Origin of the sequence: Bacillus sp. FDAARGOS_235, from assembly GCF_002073415.2 — a bacterium.
Classification (GTDB): Bacteria; Bacillota; Bacilli; order Bacillales; family Bacillaceae_G; genus Bacillus_A; species Bacillus_A toyonensis.
Genome location: NZ_CP020437.2, coordinates 376,057 through 393,556 on the forward strand (window position 1 = coordinate 376,057; position 17,500 = coordinate 393,556).

General features: G+C 32.8%; 23 protein-coding genes and 1 pseudogene. 10 read left to right on the plus strand and 14 right to left on the minus strand.

Features of this window, described 5'->3' with window-relative positions; translation table 11 throughout:
- The 5 genes from A6J74_RS03565 to A6J74_RS03585 all read right to left on the minus strand — a co-directional run bounded on the left by A6J74_RS03565 (position 1) and on the right by A6J74_RS03585 (position 5,118).
- Entirely contained in the window at positions 1 to 630 is a 630-nt protein-coding gene (locus A6J74_RS03565) for a Vat family streptogramin A O-acetyltransferase (RefSeq protein ID WP_001069238.1), read from the minus strand.
- Positions 620 to 1,903 (minus strand): MFS transporter, encoded by a 1,284-nt coding sequence (locus tag A6J74_RS03570; RefSeq protein ID WP_000108180.1) that lies wholly within the window; start codon positions 1,901 to 1,903, stop codon positions 620 to 622. The genes A6J74_RS03565 and A6J74_RS03570 overlap by 11 nt, the downstream gene beginning before the upstream one ends.
- A gap of 268 nt (positions 1,904 to 2,171) precedes the next feature.
- Positions 2,172 to 3,407: a cytochrome P450 family protein gene (locus tag A6J74_RS03575; protein ID WP_000062113.1), complete on the minus strand. Its 1,236-nt coding sequence runs from the start codon at positions 3,405 to 3,407 to the stop codon at positions 2,172 to 2,174.
- A gap of 159 nt (positions 3,408 to 3,566) precedes the next feature.
- Complete coding sequence (locus tag A6J74_RS03580) at positions 3,567 to 3,971, minus strand: hypothetical protein (RefSeq protein WP_000282698.1); 405 nt, start codon at positions 3,969 to 3,971, stop codon at positions 3,567 to 3,569.
- Positions 3,972 to 4,113: 142 nt separating this feature from the next.
- On the minus strand, positions 4,114 to 5,118 hold the full coding sequence (locus tag A6J74_RS03585) for a DUF1835 domain-containing protein (protein ID WP_000565711.1): 1,005 nt from the start codon (positions 5,116 to 5,118) through the stop codon (positions 4,114 to 4,116).
- Positions 5,119 to 5,416: 298 nt separating this feature from the next.
- On the opposite strand from A6J74_RS03585, the gene A6J74_RS03590 reads away from it, so the two are divergent.
- Positions 5,417 to 5,629, plus strand: coding sequence for a hypothetical protein (locus A6J74_RS03590; RefSeq protein ID WP_000416832.1), 213 nt, complete (start codon positions 5,417 to 5,419; stop codon positions 5,627 to 5,629).
- 249 nt (positions 5,630 to 5,878) lie between these two features.
- On the opposite strand, the gene A6J74_RS03595 is transcribed toward A6J74_RS03590, so the two are convergent.
- Positions 5,879 to 6,082, minus strand: coding sequence for a hypothetical protein (locus A6J74_RS03595; RefSeq protein WP_000878374.1), 204 nt, complete (start codon positions 6,080 to 6,082; stop codon positions 5,879 to 5,881).
- Between the two features lie 628 nt (positions 6,083 to 6,710).
- Here A6J74_RS03595 and A6J74_RS03600 point away from each other — a divergent pair.
- On the plus strand, positions 6,711 to 6,902 hold the full coding sequence (locus A6J74_RS03600) for a hypothetical protein (protein WP_000369809.1): 192 nt from the start codon (positions 6,711 to 6,713) through the stop codon (positions 6,900 to 6,902).
- Between the two features lie 191 nt (positions 6,903 to 7,093).
- Here the strand turns inward: A6J74_RS03600 and A6J74_RS03605 are convergent, their stop codons facing one another.
- From A6J74_RS03605 to A6J74_RS03615, 3 genes are all read right to left on the minus strand, one after another.
- Positions 7,094 to 7,510: a DUF3995 domain-containing protein gene (locus A6J74_RS03605; RefSeq protein ID WP_000905313.1), complete on the minus strand. Its 417-nt coding sequence runs from the start codon at positions 7,508 to 7,510 to the stop codon at positions 7,094 to 7,096.
- A gap of 143 nt (positions 7,511 to 7,653) precedes the next feature.
- The gene (locus tag A6J74_RS03610; protein ID WP_000732196.1) at positions 7,654 to 8,427 is read right to left on the minus strand and encodes a DUF3959 family protein; all 774 of its coding nucleotides are present in this window, start codon (positions 8,425 to 8,427) and stop codon (positions 7,654 to 7,656) included.
- A gap of 218 nt (positions 8,428 to 8,645) precedes the next feature.
- Positions 8,646 to 10,316: an RNaseH domain-containing protein gene (locus tag A6J74_RS03615; protein ID WP_000626117.1), complete on the minus strand. Its 1,671-nt coding sequence runs from the start codon at positions 10,314 to 10,316 to the stop codon at positions 8,646 to 8,648.
- Between the two features lie 352 nt (positions 10,317 to 10,668).
- On the opposite strand from A6J74_RS03615, the gene A6J74_RS03620 reads away from it, so the two are divergent.
- Positions 10,669 to 11,127 (plus strand): DUF2691 family protein, encoded by a 459-nt coding sequence (locus tag A6J74_RS03620; RefSeq protein ID WP_080609302.1) that lies wholly within the window; start codon positions 10,669 to 10,671, stop codon positions 11,125 to 11,127.
- A gap of 57 nt (positions 11,128 to 11,184) precedes the next feature.
- Here A6J74_RS03620 and A6J74_RS30600 read toward each other — a convergent pair.
- Positions 11,185 to 11,259 (minus strand): annotated as a pseudogene (locus A6J74_RS30600) (N-acetylmuramoyl-L-alanine amidase); the annotation flags it as partial.
- A 302-nt stretch (positions 11,260 to 11,561) separates the two neighbouring features.
- On the opposite strand from A6J74_RS30600, the gene A6J74_RS03630 reads away from it, so the two are divergent.
- The 7 genes from A6J74_RS03630 (at position 11,562) to A6J74_RS30290 (ending at position 15,465) form a co-directional block, all read left to right on the plus strand.
- Positions 11,562 to 11,837 carry a TIGR04197 family type VII secretion effector gene (locus A6J74_RS03630; RefSeq protein ID WP_080609304.1) on the plus strand — a complete coding sequence of 92 codons (276 nt, stop codon included), beginning with the start codon at positions 11,562 to 11,564 and terminating at the stop codon, positions 11,835 to 11,837.
- 41 nt (positions 11,838 to 11,878) lie between these two features.
- Positions 11,879 to 12,241 carry a DUF3958 family protein gene (locus A6J74_RS03635; protein ID WP_080609307.1) on the plus strand — a complete coding sequence of 121 codons (363 nt, stop codon included), beginning with the start codon at positions 11,879 to 11,881 and terminating at the stop codon, positions 12,239 to 12,241.
- Positions 12,238 to 13,821: an HNH endonuclease gene (locus tag A6J74_RS03640; protein ID WP_000056063.1), complete on the plus strand. Its 1,584-nt coding sequence runs from the start codon at positions 12,238 to 12,240 to the stop codon at positions 13,819 to 13,821. The genes A6J74_RS03635 and A6J74_RS03640 overlap by 4 nt, the downstream gene beginning before the upstream one ends.
- 12 nt (positions 13,822 to 13,833) lie before the next feature.
- Positions 13,834 to 14,286 carry an SMI1/KNR4 family protein gene (locus tag A6J74_RS03645; RefSeq protein WP_001060035.1) on the plus strand — a complete coding sequence of 151 codons (453 nt, stop codon included), beginning with the start codon at positions 13,834 to 13,836 and terminating at the stop codon, positions 14,284 to 14,286.
- Between the two features lie 211 nt (positions 14,287 to 14,497).
- Positions 14,498 to 14,701 carry a hypothetical protein gene (locus tag A6J74_RS03650; protein ID WP_080609310.1) on the plus strand — a complete coding sequence of 68 codons (204 nt, stop codon included), beginning with the start codon at positions 14,498 to 14,500 and terminating at the stop codon, positions 14,699 to 14,701.
- On the plus strand, positions 14,685 to 15,290 hold the full coding sequence (locus A6J74_RS03655; protein ID WP_080609312.1) for an immunity protein Imm33 domain-containing protein: 606 nt from the start codon (positions 14,685 to 14,687) through the stop codon (positions 15,288 to 15,290). The genes A6J74_RS03650 and A6J74_RS03655 overlap by 17 nt, the downstream gene beginning before the upstream one ends.
- A gap of 40 nt (positions 15,291 to 15,330) precedes the next feature.
- Positions 15,331 to 15,465: a hypothetical protein gene (locus tag A6J74_RS30290; RefSeq protein WP_002109431.1), complete on the plus strand. Its 135-nt coding sequence runs from the start codon at positions 15,331 to 15,333 to the stop codon at positions 15,463 to 15,465.
- Between the two features lie 63 nt (positions 15,466 to 15,528).
- Here A6J74_RS30290 and A6J74_RS03660 read toward each other — a convergent pair whose 3' ends face one another.
- The 4 genes from A6J74_RS03660 to A6J74_RS03675 all read right to left on the minus strand — a co-directional run bounded on the left by A6J74_RS03660 (position 15,529) and on the right by A6J74_RS03675 (position 17,495).
- The gene (locus A6J74_RS03660) at positions 15,529 to 16,593 is read right to left on the minus strand and encodes an N-acetylmuramoyl-L-alanine amidase (protein WP_080609314.1); all 1,065 of its coding nucleotides are present in this window, start codon (positions 16,591 to 16,593) and stop codon (positions 15,529 to 15,531) included.
- A complete protein-coding gene (locus tag A6J74_RS03665) occupies positions 16,590 to 16,829 on the minus strand; it encodes a holin (RefSeq protein WP_080609317.1) in 240 nt (79 codons plus the stop codon). The genes A6J74_RS03660 and A6J74_RS03665 overlap by 4 nt, the downstream gene beginning before the upstream one ends.
- Positions 16,829 to 17,065: a hemolysin XhlA family protein gene (locus A6J74_RS03670; protein ID WP_080609319.1), complete on the minus strand. Its 237-nt coding sequence runs from the start codon at positions 17,063 to 17,065 to the stop codon at positions 16,829 to 16,831. The genes A6J74_RS03665 and A6J74_RS03670 overlap by 1 nt, the downstream gene beginning before the upstream one ends.
- A 61-nt stretch (positions 17,066 to 17,126) precedes the next feature.
- The gene (locus A6J74_RS03675; RefSeq protein ID WP_176543868.1) at positions 17,127 to 17,495 is read right to left on the minus strand and encodes a phosphodiesterase; all 369 of its coding nucleotides are present in this window, start codon (positions 17,493 to 17,495) and stop codon (positions 17,127 to 17,129) included.
- Positions 17,496 to 17,500 lie beyond the last annotated feature (5 nt).

The window sequence follows — 17,500 nt, forward strand, 5'->3', positions numbered from 1 at the left end:
TTACCTTTTTAGCTTTCTTAATGTTTCTATATGCCCTCGTACAATAGCATCGATATTTTCAGTTATCTTTTCAATGTCAAAATGCCACCATTGAATTTGCAATAATTCTTCTATTATTTCATTTGAAAATCTCTCTTTTATTTTATTTGCAGGGTTTCCACCAACAATTGTATATGGTGCGACATCTTTAGTCACAACAGATTTCGCTGCAATGATTGCACCATCTCCTATTTTAATTCCGGGCATAATCGTTGTATCCATACCAATCCAAACGTCATTTCCTATAACTGTATCTCCTTTATACGGTAAATCAGACAAATCTGGTGTAAACTTCTCCCATCCATTCCCAAAAATATTAAACGGATAAGCTGAAAATCCATCCATTCGATGATTCGCTCCGTTCATAATAAAGGTAACTCCAGATGCAATACAGCAAAACTTGCCAATGAAGAGACGATCTCCGATAAATTCATAATGATATAATACTCGATCTTCCAATGTTTCCCCATGTTTCGCATCATAATAAGAATAGTCACCAACAAGTATATTAGATTTCGTTATTGTATTTTTTATAAAATGAACGTTTTGATTTCCTTCAATTGGGTATTTAACGTTTGGATTAGGATTCATGTTGCACAGCACTTCCTTTACCATTCATTTCACTTTCTACTGCTATTACTGGCTTTAAATTGTATATAGGTAAAATAAACAATAATCCAATAACAAATAGTAGAGCCGTCCCCTCGTACATCATACTTAACGAAAACATCTCCTTTAATGAACCAGCAATACTCATCGTTACTACCATTGAACCGGTGAACAGTGGACTTAAAATGCCATTTACTCTACCAATAAAATCCGTATCGCTATTTTGTATAATAAGTGTATTAATACCTATTTGAATACACGGTAGAGCTAACCCACTAAAAAGTTGTGCCGTAAGTGTCACCCATAAATTTGTGGAGTAACCAATTATACCAATTCCAATAGCCTGACCAAGCATACCTACGATTAACATTTTTTGCGGCGCAACGTTTTTTGCGAATACCATCGCTAAAGCTCCGCCAACAATCATCCCTGCGCCATTTACTGTTAGTAACCATTGTAAACTCTCTTTTGATAACCCTAACTGCTCAGTTACAATAAATATGCCTAGTGGCTGAATTAAGCCTATTCCTAGTCCTGCTGCCATAAAACATAATCCAAGTAAAGTTAATGCTTTTTTCTTTTTGACGTATTTAATACCATCCTTCATTTCCTGCAACAGCGTGATGTCTTTCTTTTCTGCTTCGTTTTCAAGATCTTTTGGAAGAAATAACAATACACCTGCAGCAAGTAAAAACGCGATACCTGTTATAATGATTGAAATATAAATTCCAAAACTATGAAAAATAAATGTTCCGAGAATTGGTCCTAACACCATAAATATCGCAAAAATCGTTTGATATATCGACATTGCTAATTGAATTTGTTCCGTCGATAAGTGTTGTTTAAACAACTTCATTCCAGATGGTTGAGAAAACTGCGAAAGGATTGCAGAGATTAGCGTCACAAAAAACACAATTTTCCACGTTCCAAACATAAGTGTAATTAATACAGCGAATACTGAAATAGAACTTAACGTTTCACACCATATCATTGTCCTCTTCGGCTTCCACCTATCAGCAAAAGTTCCACCAATGAATGAGAATATAAAAATCGGGGCGAATTCAGCAACTGAAATCATTGATATAGCGAAAGCATCACCTTTCGTCATTTCCATAACATACAATAATACCGCAAAGTTTCGAACCCATATTCCTATTTGTAAAAATAATGCTGATGCAAGAATTCCCTGTACAAATCGATTTTTCAATACTTGTGATACCCCATGATTTTGTTTCGGTTCTATAGTCGTCGACATAAAAAAGCCTCCTATTTCATGTTCTGAACAGGAGGCAGCACAAATCATATGAAAAGACTATATTTTTCGCAGTGCGAAACACATCCCTTTTCTATATATGTACATACTAATCCTATTCAGAAGAATATTTCGTTTTTTAACGAAGATCTCTTAAAAATAGAATTAGTTGATCATTGGGATAGTTTCACCCTTCCGTTTCGAATTTAAATTACACATACATACTCTATGTAAAACATTTTCAATGTATGCATGTCTCATTTTAACTATTCTAGAAAGTCAAAGGCAATTCCTCTAAAGAACGCATTAAATAATTTCCTTGCCATTTAATATCTTCACGATCGCCCTTTATTTGTAGTTCAGGCATTCTTTTAAACAGAGTAGTAATAGCAATCTTTGCTTCTAACCTAGCAAGTGGAGCTCCTAAACAGAAATGACTACCATGTCCGAAAGCAATGTGACGGTTATTCTCACGCATAATATCAAATACTTCTGGGTTTTCAAATACTGTTTCATCACGGTTTGCGGAAGCTAATGCGATAATAACCATATCTCCTTTTTGGATTGTTTGGTCATGAATTTGAAACGGCTCAGCCGCCCATCTTGCAGTTGTCACCTCAACTGGAGAATAATAACGCAATCCTTCCTCAATAGCTGAATCAATTAATTTCGGATTATCTTTTAATAACTGTAATTGCTTCGGATTTTCAAGAAGTGCTAATACCGTATTTGTTATTAAATTCACTGTTGTCTCGTGTCCGGCTACAATTAATAACATGATCATTGAATATAGCTCTCGAGCACTAAGTTTCTGCCCTTCATTTTCTGCAAGTATTAACGCACTAACCAAATCTTCTTTTGGATTTTTTCGTTTTACATCAACTATATATTGAAGATATGTAATAAACTCAGATAGTTGTTTTTCGGTTTCTTTTATTTCTTCAGGTGTTTCTGGCGATGCAATGACCGCATGAGACCAAATTCTAAATTTCGCTTGATCCTCTTTTGGAATGCCAAGCATCTCACTTATTACAATAATCGGTAATGGGAATGAATAATCATCCACAAGATTTAATGTACCTTTCCGCTCTATTTCACTTATTAAATCATCCGCTATTCTCTGAATTCTTCCGTCTAATTGTGAAATCATCTTCGGTGTAAAAGCTTTTTGAACTAAAGATCGTAAACGACTGTGGTTAGGTGGGTCTGAATTTAACATGTGCGTTGTTAAATGATCACTATTGTCAACGGAAAGATACATGTTCTTTGTATCTTGAGGAAACACATTTGCCTGATCTTTTTTTAAGCGATTATCTTTTAAAAGCGGCAGAGCATCTTCATATCTTGTAATGAGCCATTCTTTACCGATTTCAATTTGATTTACAAATAATATAGGCTGGACTTTTCTCGATTCTTTATAAATTTCATACGCATCTTTTTTAAACTGAGCTGAAGCTAAATTAATGCCATCCTCTATTCTTAGGCCCACTTTGTTTTTCATTGACATTGCATTCCCTCACTCTCACTTGTTTTTGAAAATCAACCAACATATGCATTATACTCTAATAAAAACTTGAAAATTGTAAATTTTTAATTAAAATCTTACTTCGTATATTGAAAAATAAAAAGGTGAGCGAGTAAAAGTATTCTACTCGCTCACTTTTCTTTATGCGAAGCACATAAAGTTACTAATTTGTTGATATCGGTAACTTACTTTACGACGGCGACCACCTTGCCAAGTATAACCTGAAACCCCATTTCTTCTTACCTCAGTTGGAAAGAACCATAAATCTCTTCCGAAAGGACCAGGTCGATGTAAACGTAAATAGCCCCATCTTCCTAGACAGTTACACATCCATGATTTCATATTACCTGCTTGTGCTGGAGAAGCAAATGTGGACGGTAACGACGGAGCTTGTGACGGTGGTGGTGACGTTGGAGCATCTTCCGCATCATCTGGCCTGTAATCTTCTTGTTCAATATCTCTCACTTCATTTGCAGATTCATAACCGTAGTTTTGTGGATTATAATACATCCCTTGATCATATGGATAGTTTTGTTGGTTATACATATTAACAAATCACCTTCTTTTCATTTCCTTTAACATTCATATGTAATTCGTTAACTATAGGAAGCTTATGTATAGCCTAAATTCAATTGAAAAAAGTTCGCATTTTAAAAATACGAACTTTTTCATACACTGGATATATTTATTATTTTTTTAACTTCACACTATAAAAACGCATTTGATCTAATGAACCTTCATATTCAAATACTTCTTGCTTAATTAATTCTTTCAAGCGATATTCCAAAAACGTATCCCCAACCAATTGATCCGCAAGACCAAGTGCTTCACCTATTACTCTCGGAGCTTTATGAAATTCTTTATCTGCTCCTACATTTTTTGCACACTCAATAATGAATTGATCAAAATAACCTTCTTGTACAGAATGCACTTCATCGTCTTTCCAAACTCTTAAAAACTCCATGCTTTGCGATAATATATCCCACTCATGTGCAAACTTCATTCGCTTCTCTTCAGTTAAATACGGAAATTCCACAAAACGTTTTAGAAAAAGAGCTAAAATTTCAGGAGATAATTCTCCAGTTCCACGAATATCATAATCTTGTTTTAATATTTCTCTACTCGCTTCAGAAGTATTTATAACACGAATATTTTTCTTATCTTTTAATTGAGCAATTGCAAAACAAAGTCCTACATGCTCATGGGCATTATCCGCCTTCCAAATGGTAATCGGTGTTTCATTCGGAATTGAATGTAGCTCTTCTAAAGTCTCCTTAAATCTTGGTAAATACTCTTCTTCAAAATAACAATCATAAGAAGTTAAGTTATTTAATAACCACTGTGACCTTGCTAATTGACCTTCATTCGTATGTAATTGATGTATGGGACCAATTGAAAAGAATTCAGAGTATGAAACAACATTCTCCTCGTGTAATCCTTCTTGTTTCAACATATATTTTAAACATCCAGCTGTTGAATCATCAAAGGCAATATGAATGTGTGTACTTTCTTCTAAATTCTTTTCCTGAGTTGTATGACTCGTCAATTGCTTAGGGATATTCGTTAAATTTTTTAGCATATCTTCGCTATAATTCCCGTCTAATACATCTAACTGTATGAGAATACTTTGAAGTAAATGTTTTGCTTCATCTTCATACATATCCTCAACAACATTTTTAATTTTATCTATCATATAAATCCCTCTATTCATTTCTAAAATAACGTAGATTATAGTGTATCATTTTAGTCTAGATGTTTAAAAGTCTTTTTAAAGCCAAATCGTTTATTACACATATTGCTGCAACCATCTAAGTTTTTAACAAAAGCTTTCTCTATATTTCTCTCAATCTATAGATCTATAATGTTTTTTACTTTCTCCTTATCTATCTCCCAAAATCACATTAGTTGCTAAATATTTTTTAAATACTTTGTAAATCTTTTTATTTAAATGTATAATTATATAGAAAATAAAAAATACAGGAGCAATATGAATGGAGAAAGTACTTACTAATTATAAACATTATTTAAAAAATTGGAGATTTATATTTATTTGTATATTACCTGCTGTCGCTTTATTGTATACATTCGATGTCATCTTCGAACTACTGATTCACCAAAATTTCTATTTGTCTAATTTAATTATTGCTATTATATTAACCATAATATTTATTAACGTTAAAGATAAGTTTAAAATCAAAAGTTAATGAAAACTATAATTGAAACGAAACCTTTATGAAGCTACATTTTTCATAAAAAATAAGAGCACCCTGCTATTGGATGCTCTAATGTGATTAGAGGTTTTTTCTGAGTATGTAGTAGAAAAGACCTTTCTATATCCATTCATTCTTGATAGCCTACATGATTACTATTAAAATCTGCTCATATATTCATTGTACAATTACTTTATTTATAAACAAAAAACATCCCCATGGATGTTTTTTATCTAATTACCTTTAAACTTCCATAAATTTAGCAGGTACACCAATTTTTTCAACTACGGAAGATATATTAGTTGGGTTAATCATTACATTTTCAATACAAACTAATTTATTTTCTAATAATCCATTCTCTGTAGTAATAAGCTCTTCAAATCGTTCTAAAGTCATTGAGAACTTGTGCTCACTTCCACCATTCATGCTAACTTTTACATATTTCATAGTGTCACCGCCTCTCTTAATTATCTATAATTCGCTAAGAATACGCTTACATCCTTTTATTAAAACGTGGATTTATCACTTTTATTACTTTCCACTACACGTTTGAAATAATTTGCAGAAAAACAGATACTATACACCGCCTGTTCTATTTATTGAAATTATAATAAAATGGTTCTAGCATTCTATATCTTTGGAAAAGATTATATAATAGTATTGATTAAATAATAGGAGTGTTATGAATGGTTGATATAATCCGACTCTTAATCATCATACTGATTGCAATTTTTTTATTTTCATCAATTATTATGGAATTTAAAAAACCTCAAAAAAGTATGTTTTGGTTCTCAATTGAAGTCTTGTTTCTGCTGGGAATCGTACTTTTAATGAAAGAATTCTTCTTCAAACTTTCCGCATAACCTCTTAAGTAAAACATAATATTCCATCAATAACGCAGGATAAATTATGATTTTTATTTTTTTCACTGAATTTAAGAATTTAACTTCCAATAAGTTATCCTTTATATATAACTACTTTATATGCTTCTGCTAATTACTCTTTTGTGTATTATCTATCATCGAGACTAGAACAAGCATGCCTTGTCATATATTAGATAAGGGATGTGATAACATTGGATAACAATAACAATCAATTTGTTTTTCATGTAGTCAAAAGTTCGGCAATTAAACGATTTATAATTATCGATATAATCGCTGGAACAGGAATTTATTGGACCGTAAACTTTATTTCTTCAAATGCATTACTCGCAATTATTAGTTGTATTTTAGGGACCAAAAAAATGAAGAAAATGCATCATTCATAGAAGTAATAACTAAATCCCAATTCATTTCTTTCAAATATAAACATTCTATTATCTTAATTAAATAAATAAGCTCCCTAATAACCGATGTTTACAATCACAAAAAATAAGAGGTTTCTGATTGCACAGAAACCTCTTATTTAATATCCGCATCTTTATTTACTAAATACATTACATGATTATCTTTCCTAAGTTCACTTTATAATTGATAATAAAAAGGATAATGATAAAAATGCACAAAGTGGTATATATAAAACAGTATCCATTCTAGCAAACTGCGTACCTTTTTTTCGTTTAAAGATACCAAAATAATGAAACTCACCAATTACTCTTATGAAAAAAACAACCATACAAACCCAGGATCCCATTTGAACAAAAATATTTGGAACTGCGAAATGAACAATATTTGCTTGTTGTAATAAAATCATTGCTGCCATACTTAATAATAACGCAATGCACAATGTCATTCCTGTACCTGGTGTAAACGCCTTTTCTCCAGCTTTAGTTGGAATGACACTATTTGTCGCCCACTTACCCCCGAAAGCCCAATAAATATGTAAAAAACTAACTGAAAATAATATACAGACAGAAATATATGCAATAATAAGCATTTTGTCCTCCCATTATTTTATTTAAGTCCTCAACTTTAGAATATGCTATGAATTTCTCATTGGCAATCTATATTTAATTACATAAAAAACCTTTAATAATTTATCAATTTAACGATAAATCATTAAAGGTTTACTGAAATTTATTATGCATTATACCTATTTCTACGACGTTCCATCCTCGTTTGTCCTTGAACAGTATCTTCTTTATATTGATCTATTTGCTCCGACATTTCATATGTTGCAGCTGGAGCTGATTCTTCGTAATTATGCTTACGTATTTTTTCTGGCGTTTTACGTTTAGAACCTTTTCCACCAAACTTAAATAATTTCATCTTAAATTTCGGTAATCTTGGAAGTGGCATCTTAAATGATAGTTTTTTGCGTTTCTTTTTTTGTTGAAATAGATTTATATTTTCTTTATTATCATCCTTCTCTTTACGGTGTATAAACGTCGCAAGTAATCCACCTAATATAAGTCCTCCAGCTAAGAGTAGAAGATATACGTAATTGCTTGTCATTAAACTCGTCATACGCTCAAGTATGACTAACGACTGTACTTCTTTTATATCCCATAATAAACCGGCCCATAATGAGAATAAACCTAAAGTAAGCCCGTATGTACGAAAGCGAAATATACAAGGTATTAAAGCGATACAGGCGGCAATTTTGGCATTTGCTATTATAGCACTTGTTGAAATATCCTGATTCCAAATAACTAACAGTAGTGTTATAAATGGTGCATATGCTATCCAGCTACAAATACGTGAATATATCTTTTTTGCAAAGTAACTACCGAAACTAGTAAAAAATAAAAGTCCTCCAATATATAAAGATTGTTCAAGAGGGATTTGCTTTAACATTCCTGCAATTGGAAAGAGGCCGCTCAGTAGCATTAATAATACATCTAATTTCTTCACAATTCCCCATTCCTTTCAAATTTCTATTAAATTTTAAAATTAATTTTCCACGTGATTCAGTTTTTGTATTTCTAAAAAACATCTTAATCCTGAATGTTTATAAAGTAAATACATAATAGAAAAGATACATGACAAAGGATAGCTATATTTACATGAACAAATGACAAATCCTAATCGGTATAACGAGCAGGATTTGTTTACTATTGTTTAAATTAGCACTATGAATCTTTCTTTTCTCTCTTTATTACATCAACATCTAATTCATCATCGAATTCTTTAAACTCTCTTGCATCTATATCAGTGGCATAACTCTTTATTACTTTAGCCATATGCATAGAATATGGCATATGCACATTTTTTTCCGGAAGTATACTTGAATTACAACACATGAAATGTATCATTTTAGCGATATATTCCCTTTCTACATGTTTTACACCTAATGGTAGAATTTCAAGTATATATTGTTGAATTGTGTCACTACAATTTAATCGATATTCACCAGTGCTATAATACATCCCTGTTTGATCCGCATATAATCCAGTTCTATCCATATCATTTTCACGCTCTATTACAACAAAGCTTGGTACATCAAAAGCAGTATTTATTCTTATAACGTTTAAATTCGGAACCTTTAACATATCTGGAATAATCTCAGGTACAATATCTATATTAATTTTTTCATTTTGCAACTCTTTAATCCAATATTTTCTCAAATTCGCATCTACAATGAAATAAACTTGTTCATTTTCCTTTTGCGTATGTTGTAGCATTCCCATTAATGTTTCAGATACAAATTCCTTAAAACGGGCACCCACATCATTTCTTTTTGATGGTTGTGGTAAAAATACATTATGTTTATTTATATGTAATAACATATAGTCGATTGGTTGCCACTCCGTATCCCCATATAATTTATATGATATTTCTTTATCTTTTATTTTTGAAATAATAGGCAAGAAATCAAACTTCGAGATTCGTTCAACTGATAAATTGACATATGTACAAGGTAAATTCCTCTTATTCCAATTGCCTTTCAAAAATCCTTTTTGTTCTAATAAATTAAAAATACTAGTTACAATTGTTTCACGAGATACACTTTGACCTATAAATAAATTAATAAATGTTGAAATACGTTTTGTTCGTGCAAACCCTTCACGAATAATTTGTTTCGGATCAATCTTCTCTCTTCCATCACACTTCTTCATTGCAATTAATGCTAACGTCGTATCACTTCGCTTACCTGCCGTAGCATGAACTGCTTTTACAACATCATCTACAAGATTTGTTTTATATTTTTGGCAATACTGCATTTTATATGGATTTTGTAACACTTTTTCCATATTAAATCTTACAATCTTTAATAATACTGGTAAATCTGCATTTACTACATAAGATGTTTCTCCTATTTTAGCTAAAACTATTTCACTATCAAATAATGCTTGTTCTATTTCCAATACTATATTTTCGGACCAAATTTCTAATGTTATGGTCTCTAATCCTTTTGGTGCAAATAAAGGAAATAATTCATTTTCATTATTTGTTGCTACCCTTTTGCATTCTGGCAGTAATGTGAAATGAGAGAATTTCCGCTGAAATTCTTTAAATAGATATCCTTTCTCCTTTACTTTTATACCTAGCTTTTTTTTAGTACCTTGCACTTTATATATTCTCTCATTATACGGAAGTAATACTCTTCTATTTGTTCCGACAATATAATCTTTCGGATATTGGACAATATGGTCTAATTCAATTTCTCCACCTATTTGAAAATCATCTTTTAATGTTCTAAATAACTTAATCCATTTCATACCGTTTGTAGCTTGTTGTACTTTTAACTTTACAAACCGCATTTTTTTATTATCTGATGCAAATTCTGAAGTAGAAATCAATATCATGCCTCGTTTTCGTCGCAAAAGTAAAGGGATATCGGGATGGTTATATTCTTGGTATCACGAATGATTTTATGAGGATTCAGTATTAGTGTTTTCTATATGATTAAGTCTATATTTGAAGGTGACATATCAGCGATATTTTTTATCTATTTCTTATATGTGTTAGCAAGTTCGTTTGCAAACTTGTTAGCACTTTTTTGTTTAGATAATACACGCATTTCTTCTTTAATATCTCTTCTTACTAAATCCCTCCTCAGGATTAAAATTTATATATATAATTTAAATAATTTATGATATGGTTTCATATGTTAATCAATTACAACACTTTTAAAAAGGAGATTATTATAATATGAATATAGGAATACACTTTCACGCTCCAGAAGATGAAAATTTCTTTTTATCCGTACTGAGTTTATTAGAACCTTTTAATTTCAAAAACTATGTATGGCAAATTGATACGGCTGAAGTATACGTTAAAGATTCTAACGGTAATTTTCCAAATGCATTTTCATTCAATAAGGATCGTTTCATAACTGGGAGTGATTTAGAACGTACCTTAAACCAGAAATATTATTTAATTTTTTTGACGATGTCTGCTTTTACTAAAAAGGAGGATTATACATCGATAATTACAGCAACGGATTTTATTAATAGTAATTGTGAATTTTTATTAAGTATAGTGGATGGTTTTGATATTAGTATTTTATGCAAAGACAAAGAGTTATTAACGACGTTATACCAACATGTCCAGGATCTTGATTATGTAGATACCAAGTATCTAACAGAAAATAATAGCGGTACATTTTAATCCAATATGAATTAAATAAAAAAGAGAGTCTACTCATATTTGAGCAGACTCTCTTTGCTACTTCACATACACATAGCCTTCATTAGCTGTTACATAGTATGTTTTTCCTTTACTATTATGTACTTTATATTGGAAGCATCAACAGTTACCTTTGCATCAATTATAAATACTATACTAATCTCTTTATCTATTATTTCATTCCTAGCAAATCGCTTTCTCTCATGATGGACTCTTTCCCACTGACCAAAGACTGTAAAACACAAAAATTTTATAAAAAGTAAATCTTTCAAGGAAAATATATACAATTATTGTTATAATTAAGTTCGCAATATTTTTCCGGGAGTATTCCTATAAAGAACAGTAGACACTGGACATACACACTAGGCACTCTCCTTCTTAAATACGTTCATAGAAATATAGAAAGGGTTTATACGATGGGACAATTTCAAAGTAATTTTCAATCAGCACAACAAATCGCTACGCAGATGAGAGCAGCTTCAGATACCATCCAAAGTGCAACAAATCGCTCTATAAAAAAGGCAACGCGTACTACACTCTCTGTTAATTCAAAAGCACAAGAAGTGAACCAACAAGTTTTAGATTTGACGAAACAATTCTCAACCGCCTTTCAACAAGCTGTCGATAATATTCATTCAGTAGCCAAAGAGTTTGAGAGAATGGATCACGAGCTTCACAACAATTTTCGCTAATGTGACCACCTTCGTAAAGATAAAACGATAGGAGGAAAAAGATGGATCCAGATATTGAAAACCAAACTAAACAGTTAAATCAGAAGTTACAAAATGTATTTGAAAAACAGGAACGAAATCAATCCGCGATTCAAACTCAAGAACAAGCGGAAACAGATTTTCACGAATGGAAAAATCGAAGTAATCGCCTATTCAACCGTATTTTAGAAACTTGGCACAGCGATAGAGAATTATCTCATTTTTTTATGGATATCCGTCAAGAAGCACAACACATTGAGCGAAAACTTACATTCGAATTGGAAAACAAAAAAGAAACATTGCTTAAAGAAAGACGAGACCTTAGTAATTTAGAAAACAACCTATCCTACCAACAACAACAATTAGTAAGGAGGACGAATGCATGAGTTTAAATATGTATTTGGGAGAAGTACAGAACCAAACTCAGAGCATGAACGCTGTATGTACCGCTACCATTCAAGGTATGGAACAAGCCATTCAATCGATTGATGCTTTTGCAATTGATACTGTTCTACAAGGACAAACTTACGATAGTGCAAAAGCATTTTTCACAGAAACCTTTCGTCCATTAGCACAAGGAATTATTTACTTATGTGAAGAATTAATCCGTCAGAACGATGCCTTTCCAAGTCAATTTCAATCACAGGTGGCTTCAACAGATGTTATTGAACAAGAAATATTAGAACAAATTCGAGAAATTGACCGAATGAAGGCAAGTATGGAAGCCATTAGTCAAGCTATGCCAATCCCGGGTATGGACGCCATGGCGAATCTTTTTACTCTCATGAGACACAAACTTCAAGAAAAGTTAAATCATCTATATGAATTTAATCAAACGTCTAGCAATAACTATACTACAGCACTTCAACTAGCTACGAGTATCGCACAAGGGCTTGCGGAAGTACAAAGTGGCAAAGGATTTAGTCCTGCAAGCGGAACATTTAGTACGCAAGGGTTGAATATGGAATGGGCGACTTCTATTCAAGCGATTACAGAAGATAGGAATCGTCAGGCTGATAATTCAATTGAAGAAGGTGCCATGTGTGGCAAAATCCCGCCAAAATCAGAAGAGACATTTTGGGATAGAAATAAAAAGGACTTGAATGATGCGTGGACTGGGATTTCTACTGGGGTTGTAGATGGGGTTGTAGACGCATGGGACGGATTCGTCGCTTTAGGAGATAAAGAGACCTGGTTAGACATGAAGGATGCAATCGTAAATTATAAAGAAACCCTACCTGCGGCATGGAATGCTCTATCCGATTCATTCATAAATGAGTTATGGAATGGGGATATGAAAAGTAGAGAACATTATGCAGCTTATGCAGTCACCTCGCTACTCACAGGTTTTATTGGTAGCAAAGGTCTGGATAAGGTTGGACAAGTAGGAAAAGTAACAGCTGTTACAAGTCTTACAAAAGGAGGATCGCTTCTAACAAACTCCTCTGCATACAGAAATGCATTGCATATATTAAATAACTATGAATTCATACCTGGAACTCCGTTCTCATATGCAGGAGTTGGAAGTATCCAACAGTATTTGCAGAAAGCAGCTCCATATACTTATGAAGGTCCAAATGGTCCTAAGACAATAAGATTAAGAAAAGGTGAGTTGGCAGGAGACAAACATCCTGTTACAGGTATTCCGTATGATGCAGATGGGTTCCCTATTTTTAAATCTAAGGGTGAGGTAATCCTAAAAGAGGCAGACTTCAAAAAATCTAGACCAACACATTTTAGAAAATGTAGTAAAGCATTATACGAACAAATAATAAAAGACCCTGATTTAGCTTCAAAATTTACGAAAGAAGAAATCCAAATGTTTAAACAAGGTGAAACACCAAAGCATTACACATGGCATCACCATCAAGATACTGGTAGAATGCAACTTGTAGATTATCAGATACATCACGATACTGGTCATACAGGTGGATATAAAATTTGGGGAAAAGATAGCGATAAATAAGGAGTGGCAAAAATGAACAATATTACATGGTCCTTTATGAGTAAAACACCAATTACAGACGTAGAAATCCAAAAGATAGAACAATATTTTAATATTAAATTACCCAACGATTTTGTTGCGTGCGTGAAGAAATATGACGGGGGATACCCTAACCCAAAAGTATTTGATGTACCAGGACAAGATGAAAATGTATTCAGTGACCTCTTAACTCTTCATATAGAAGATAAATATTCGATTGTCCAAAACTATGAAGGTATAAAAGATAGATTAGTTGATAAAGTATACCCTTTTGCTAGAGACCCGTTTGGTAACCTTCTATGTTTTGATTACCGAAATAATCCCGAAGCCCCAACCGTTGTATTTTGGGATCATGAGGAAGAAGAGCTGGAAGAAGCAATTTACCCTGTTTGTTCATCTTTTACAGAATTGCTGGATAGCTTACGCGATTTTGAAGACGACGAATAAAATAAAAAAAGAAGAACGCCTTGTAGTAAGGGTAAACGTTCTTCTTTTTTATTGGTCTATGTAATTATCCATCAAAAATGTAATATTTACAGTTGTTACATGAAATTGGTATTATTTCAAGGAGTTATAATTCGACTGCATCGTTACAACGTATGCAACAATTCGAACAAGCTCAAGCTGCAACCTGTAAACGTTTATAGAAGTGTTTAATATGGCTGTAAACTTTGTTGGACTTGGAAAACCAACAAATGCTTCTAAGAATGCAAAAGATTGGAGTACATTGCTGGGGCACCCTAAATACGGTGAGGTTCCCGAAAATATAAGACTGGAAATGTTAGAACGTGAAGCAGTAGCTAGAGACGGTTTGAAAAAATCAATAAAAGAGAGGTTGCAGTCCATTGAAAACAATAGTTAAAAATATAGGTGGTAAAAATATATTAGCTACAGCAGAAGAACATTTAAGCCCTCAAATAGAAAAGTTATTGTATTTGCTAACTAAAGTAGAATATAACAAATTAGTTGATGGATTTTCTATACAAGCTGGTTGGTCTATTTTTGTTCTATCCAAACGTGAAGATGGGTATCACATTATTGCCCCAGATTATACAAAAAATCCATTTAAGGATACTACAGAGGATCTAACAATTGCTTTATGGGTGCAATTAGAACAAGTACACTGTTTACGTCAGTTAAATATTGATGGTGAAATGATAAGGTTTAGCGATAAAATAGTGACTGCAAAAAATGTGTTACAACTAGATGAGATTTATTTACAAAGGGCTGAGGATTGTGAAAAAGGTTATTCTGGTTGGTATATCGGTCCTGTCGATGAAACAGAAGGTGAATTAGAAGCATTTTATGCATATCAGCTACTAAAAATTAGACCTTCAATTATTCAAGTTTTAGCCTTACCTTATGAATATCTAGTAGTTTTTGAGAAAGATAAAATCAAAGCAATTTTAGATGATAACGATCTTGATGTTTGGAATGGAGTTACAAACTGAGATTGGTTAAGTTCTAAAATAATTGATAGGAGTTAACCGCATGGACCCCGAAGCTTCGGAAATTCTAGGAATATTAGACGTTTATGAAGAAAGTAAAAGAGAAATTTTTGAAATGATAGAAGCTGAAGGAATGGCTCACATTAAACTAGACACATACAATATGGAAAATAATTAAGTATAAATAAAAAAAGAGCATCCCTCCTATTAAAACAGGAATGCTTTTTTTTTAATTTCGCTATTACTTCACATACACATAGGCTTCATTTGCAGTTACATAGTATGTTTTACCTTTGCTATTGTGTACTTTATATTGTGACGATCCATTGACAGTTACTTTTGCATCAATAGTAAATCCTAGTCCTGTATCTACAGAACCAGCAACATCTTTATCCTGCCAAGATAGAGCATCATAGAAACGTAGATTGTTAACTTTAGATACAACGCGTTTCCCTACAATAGATGAATCCACTTTACTTTTCTTTTCGAATTTCACATAAGATGGATCGTTCTTGATCCACTGCTCTCCACCAAGATTTAACCAACCATCCTTTTCAGCCCATACAACATAAGATTCTGGTTTATTTAACTGACGAATCTTAGAATAGCTTGTATCTGGCCCTTTACGTAAATTAACATTGTAGCCTTCAATATAAGCAATTCCATCTGTTACCGCTGTCGGTACCTCTACCGGCTTAGATGGCTTTTCAGGCACAGAAACATCCACATTAGAATTTTTATATGCTCGTTGTACATCTGCTCTAAATTGAGCTTCTGAAACGCCATGAGACTTTAAGTAGTCAAGTGGATCTTCATGATCTGTTCCACCAAGGTATTTTGTTACATCATTGTGAGTCCATAATCCTTTTTCCACAGATAAACCACGATCACGAAGAATTTTAGCAAGTAACTTCACGTATTTATCATAGCTGCGTTTGAATTTATCGTAATCCGCTGTTTCGCAAAGTTCTACATGTACAAAGCGTTTATTTGCTCCTGGTCCACCACCATAAGCAATGTACTTTGTATCAGCAATTTGGATTGTTTCATTCCAATCTACTGCATAATGAACGAATGCATTTCTCCATGTACGAGACTCATATTTTTGAATATTGATAGCTGGTGCTTCTGGAGTCGCCGTAGAATGAGCTACGACGCCCTCGTAAGCACCAACACCGTAACGATATGGTTGTTTAGGTAAATCAGGAATAAAAAGTGTTCTATCAGCAAAAGCACTTGTAGCAAACGAACTAGCAAGTACTAAAATCATATGAAACGAGGTAATATGTTTCAGTGTCTTTTTCATTTAGCATCAACATCCTTTTTCATAATTTTTGTGTGGTGAAATAATCCACTTGCTGACAATCCAATGATGATTCCTTGAAATACATTTGTTTTGATATCTCCGCCCAAAAATAAAACGCCTAGCACAATGCCAAGCGTTAAATTCAATAGCGGAACATATTTTGTTTGTAATCCAATTGTCTTCCCAATTTGTGAAAGACCAACTACAATTCCAATCATTACTGTAATTTCAAACATTACATACCACCTCCTTTCAAGAAGAAGTTAAGAGCTGCCAAAACAATTCCACCCACTATAAGTCGTAATATCCAGGTAGTATTGGCACCAATTTTATCTAACTGTTTAGTGATATTAATAATGTCTTTTTCGTTACCTGTCGTTCGATTTTCTAAGCTTTTGATTTCTAAACGAATGTCCTTGATATCTTGCTTTATTTCTTGAACGTCACTTCTTACTTCTTGTAACCCTTCCACTTTGACCACCCCTTTTTAGGCAAAAAAAATAGAGCGACATATTTGATTGTCTCTCTTTGGTTTATTCTTTTTCGATTGGTGCGACTTGTTGTGCTGCTATTTGTTCTTCAAGCATTTTAATTTTCGCTTCCATCTCTGCCTTTTCTCGTTCTAATTCTTCTTTTGTAGGGGCGAAATATATTGCTTTTACTGATTTTTCTATTTCTAAATCAATTGCCTGTAACTCTGCAACCCTTCCATTCCAGACAACCTTATAGTTTTGTATAGTGTCAGTTACATAGCGATCAACTCGGAAGAAATGCATATAATCATTACTTGGTATAATATGTTGACCACATTCTAACCGCGTTATATTCCCTGCATCATCTGAATCAGCATAAATACATGTTTTATACCGTTCATACAAATCGTATTGTTCTTTCATTTCCATTCCCA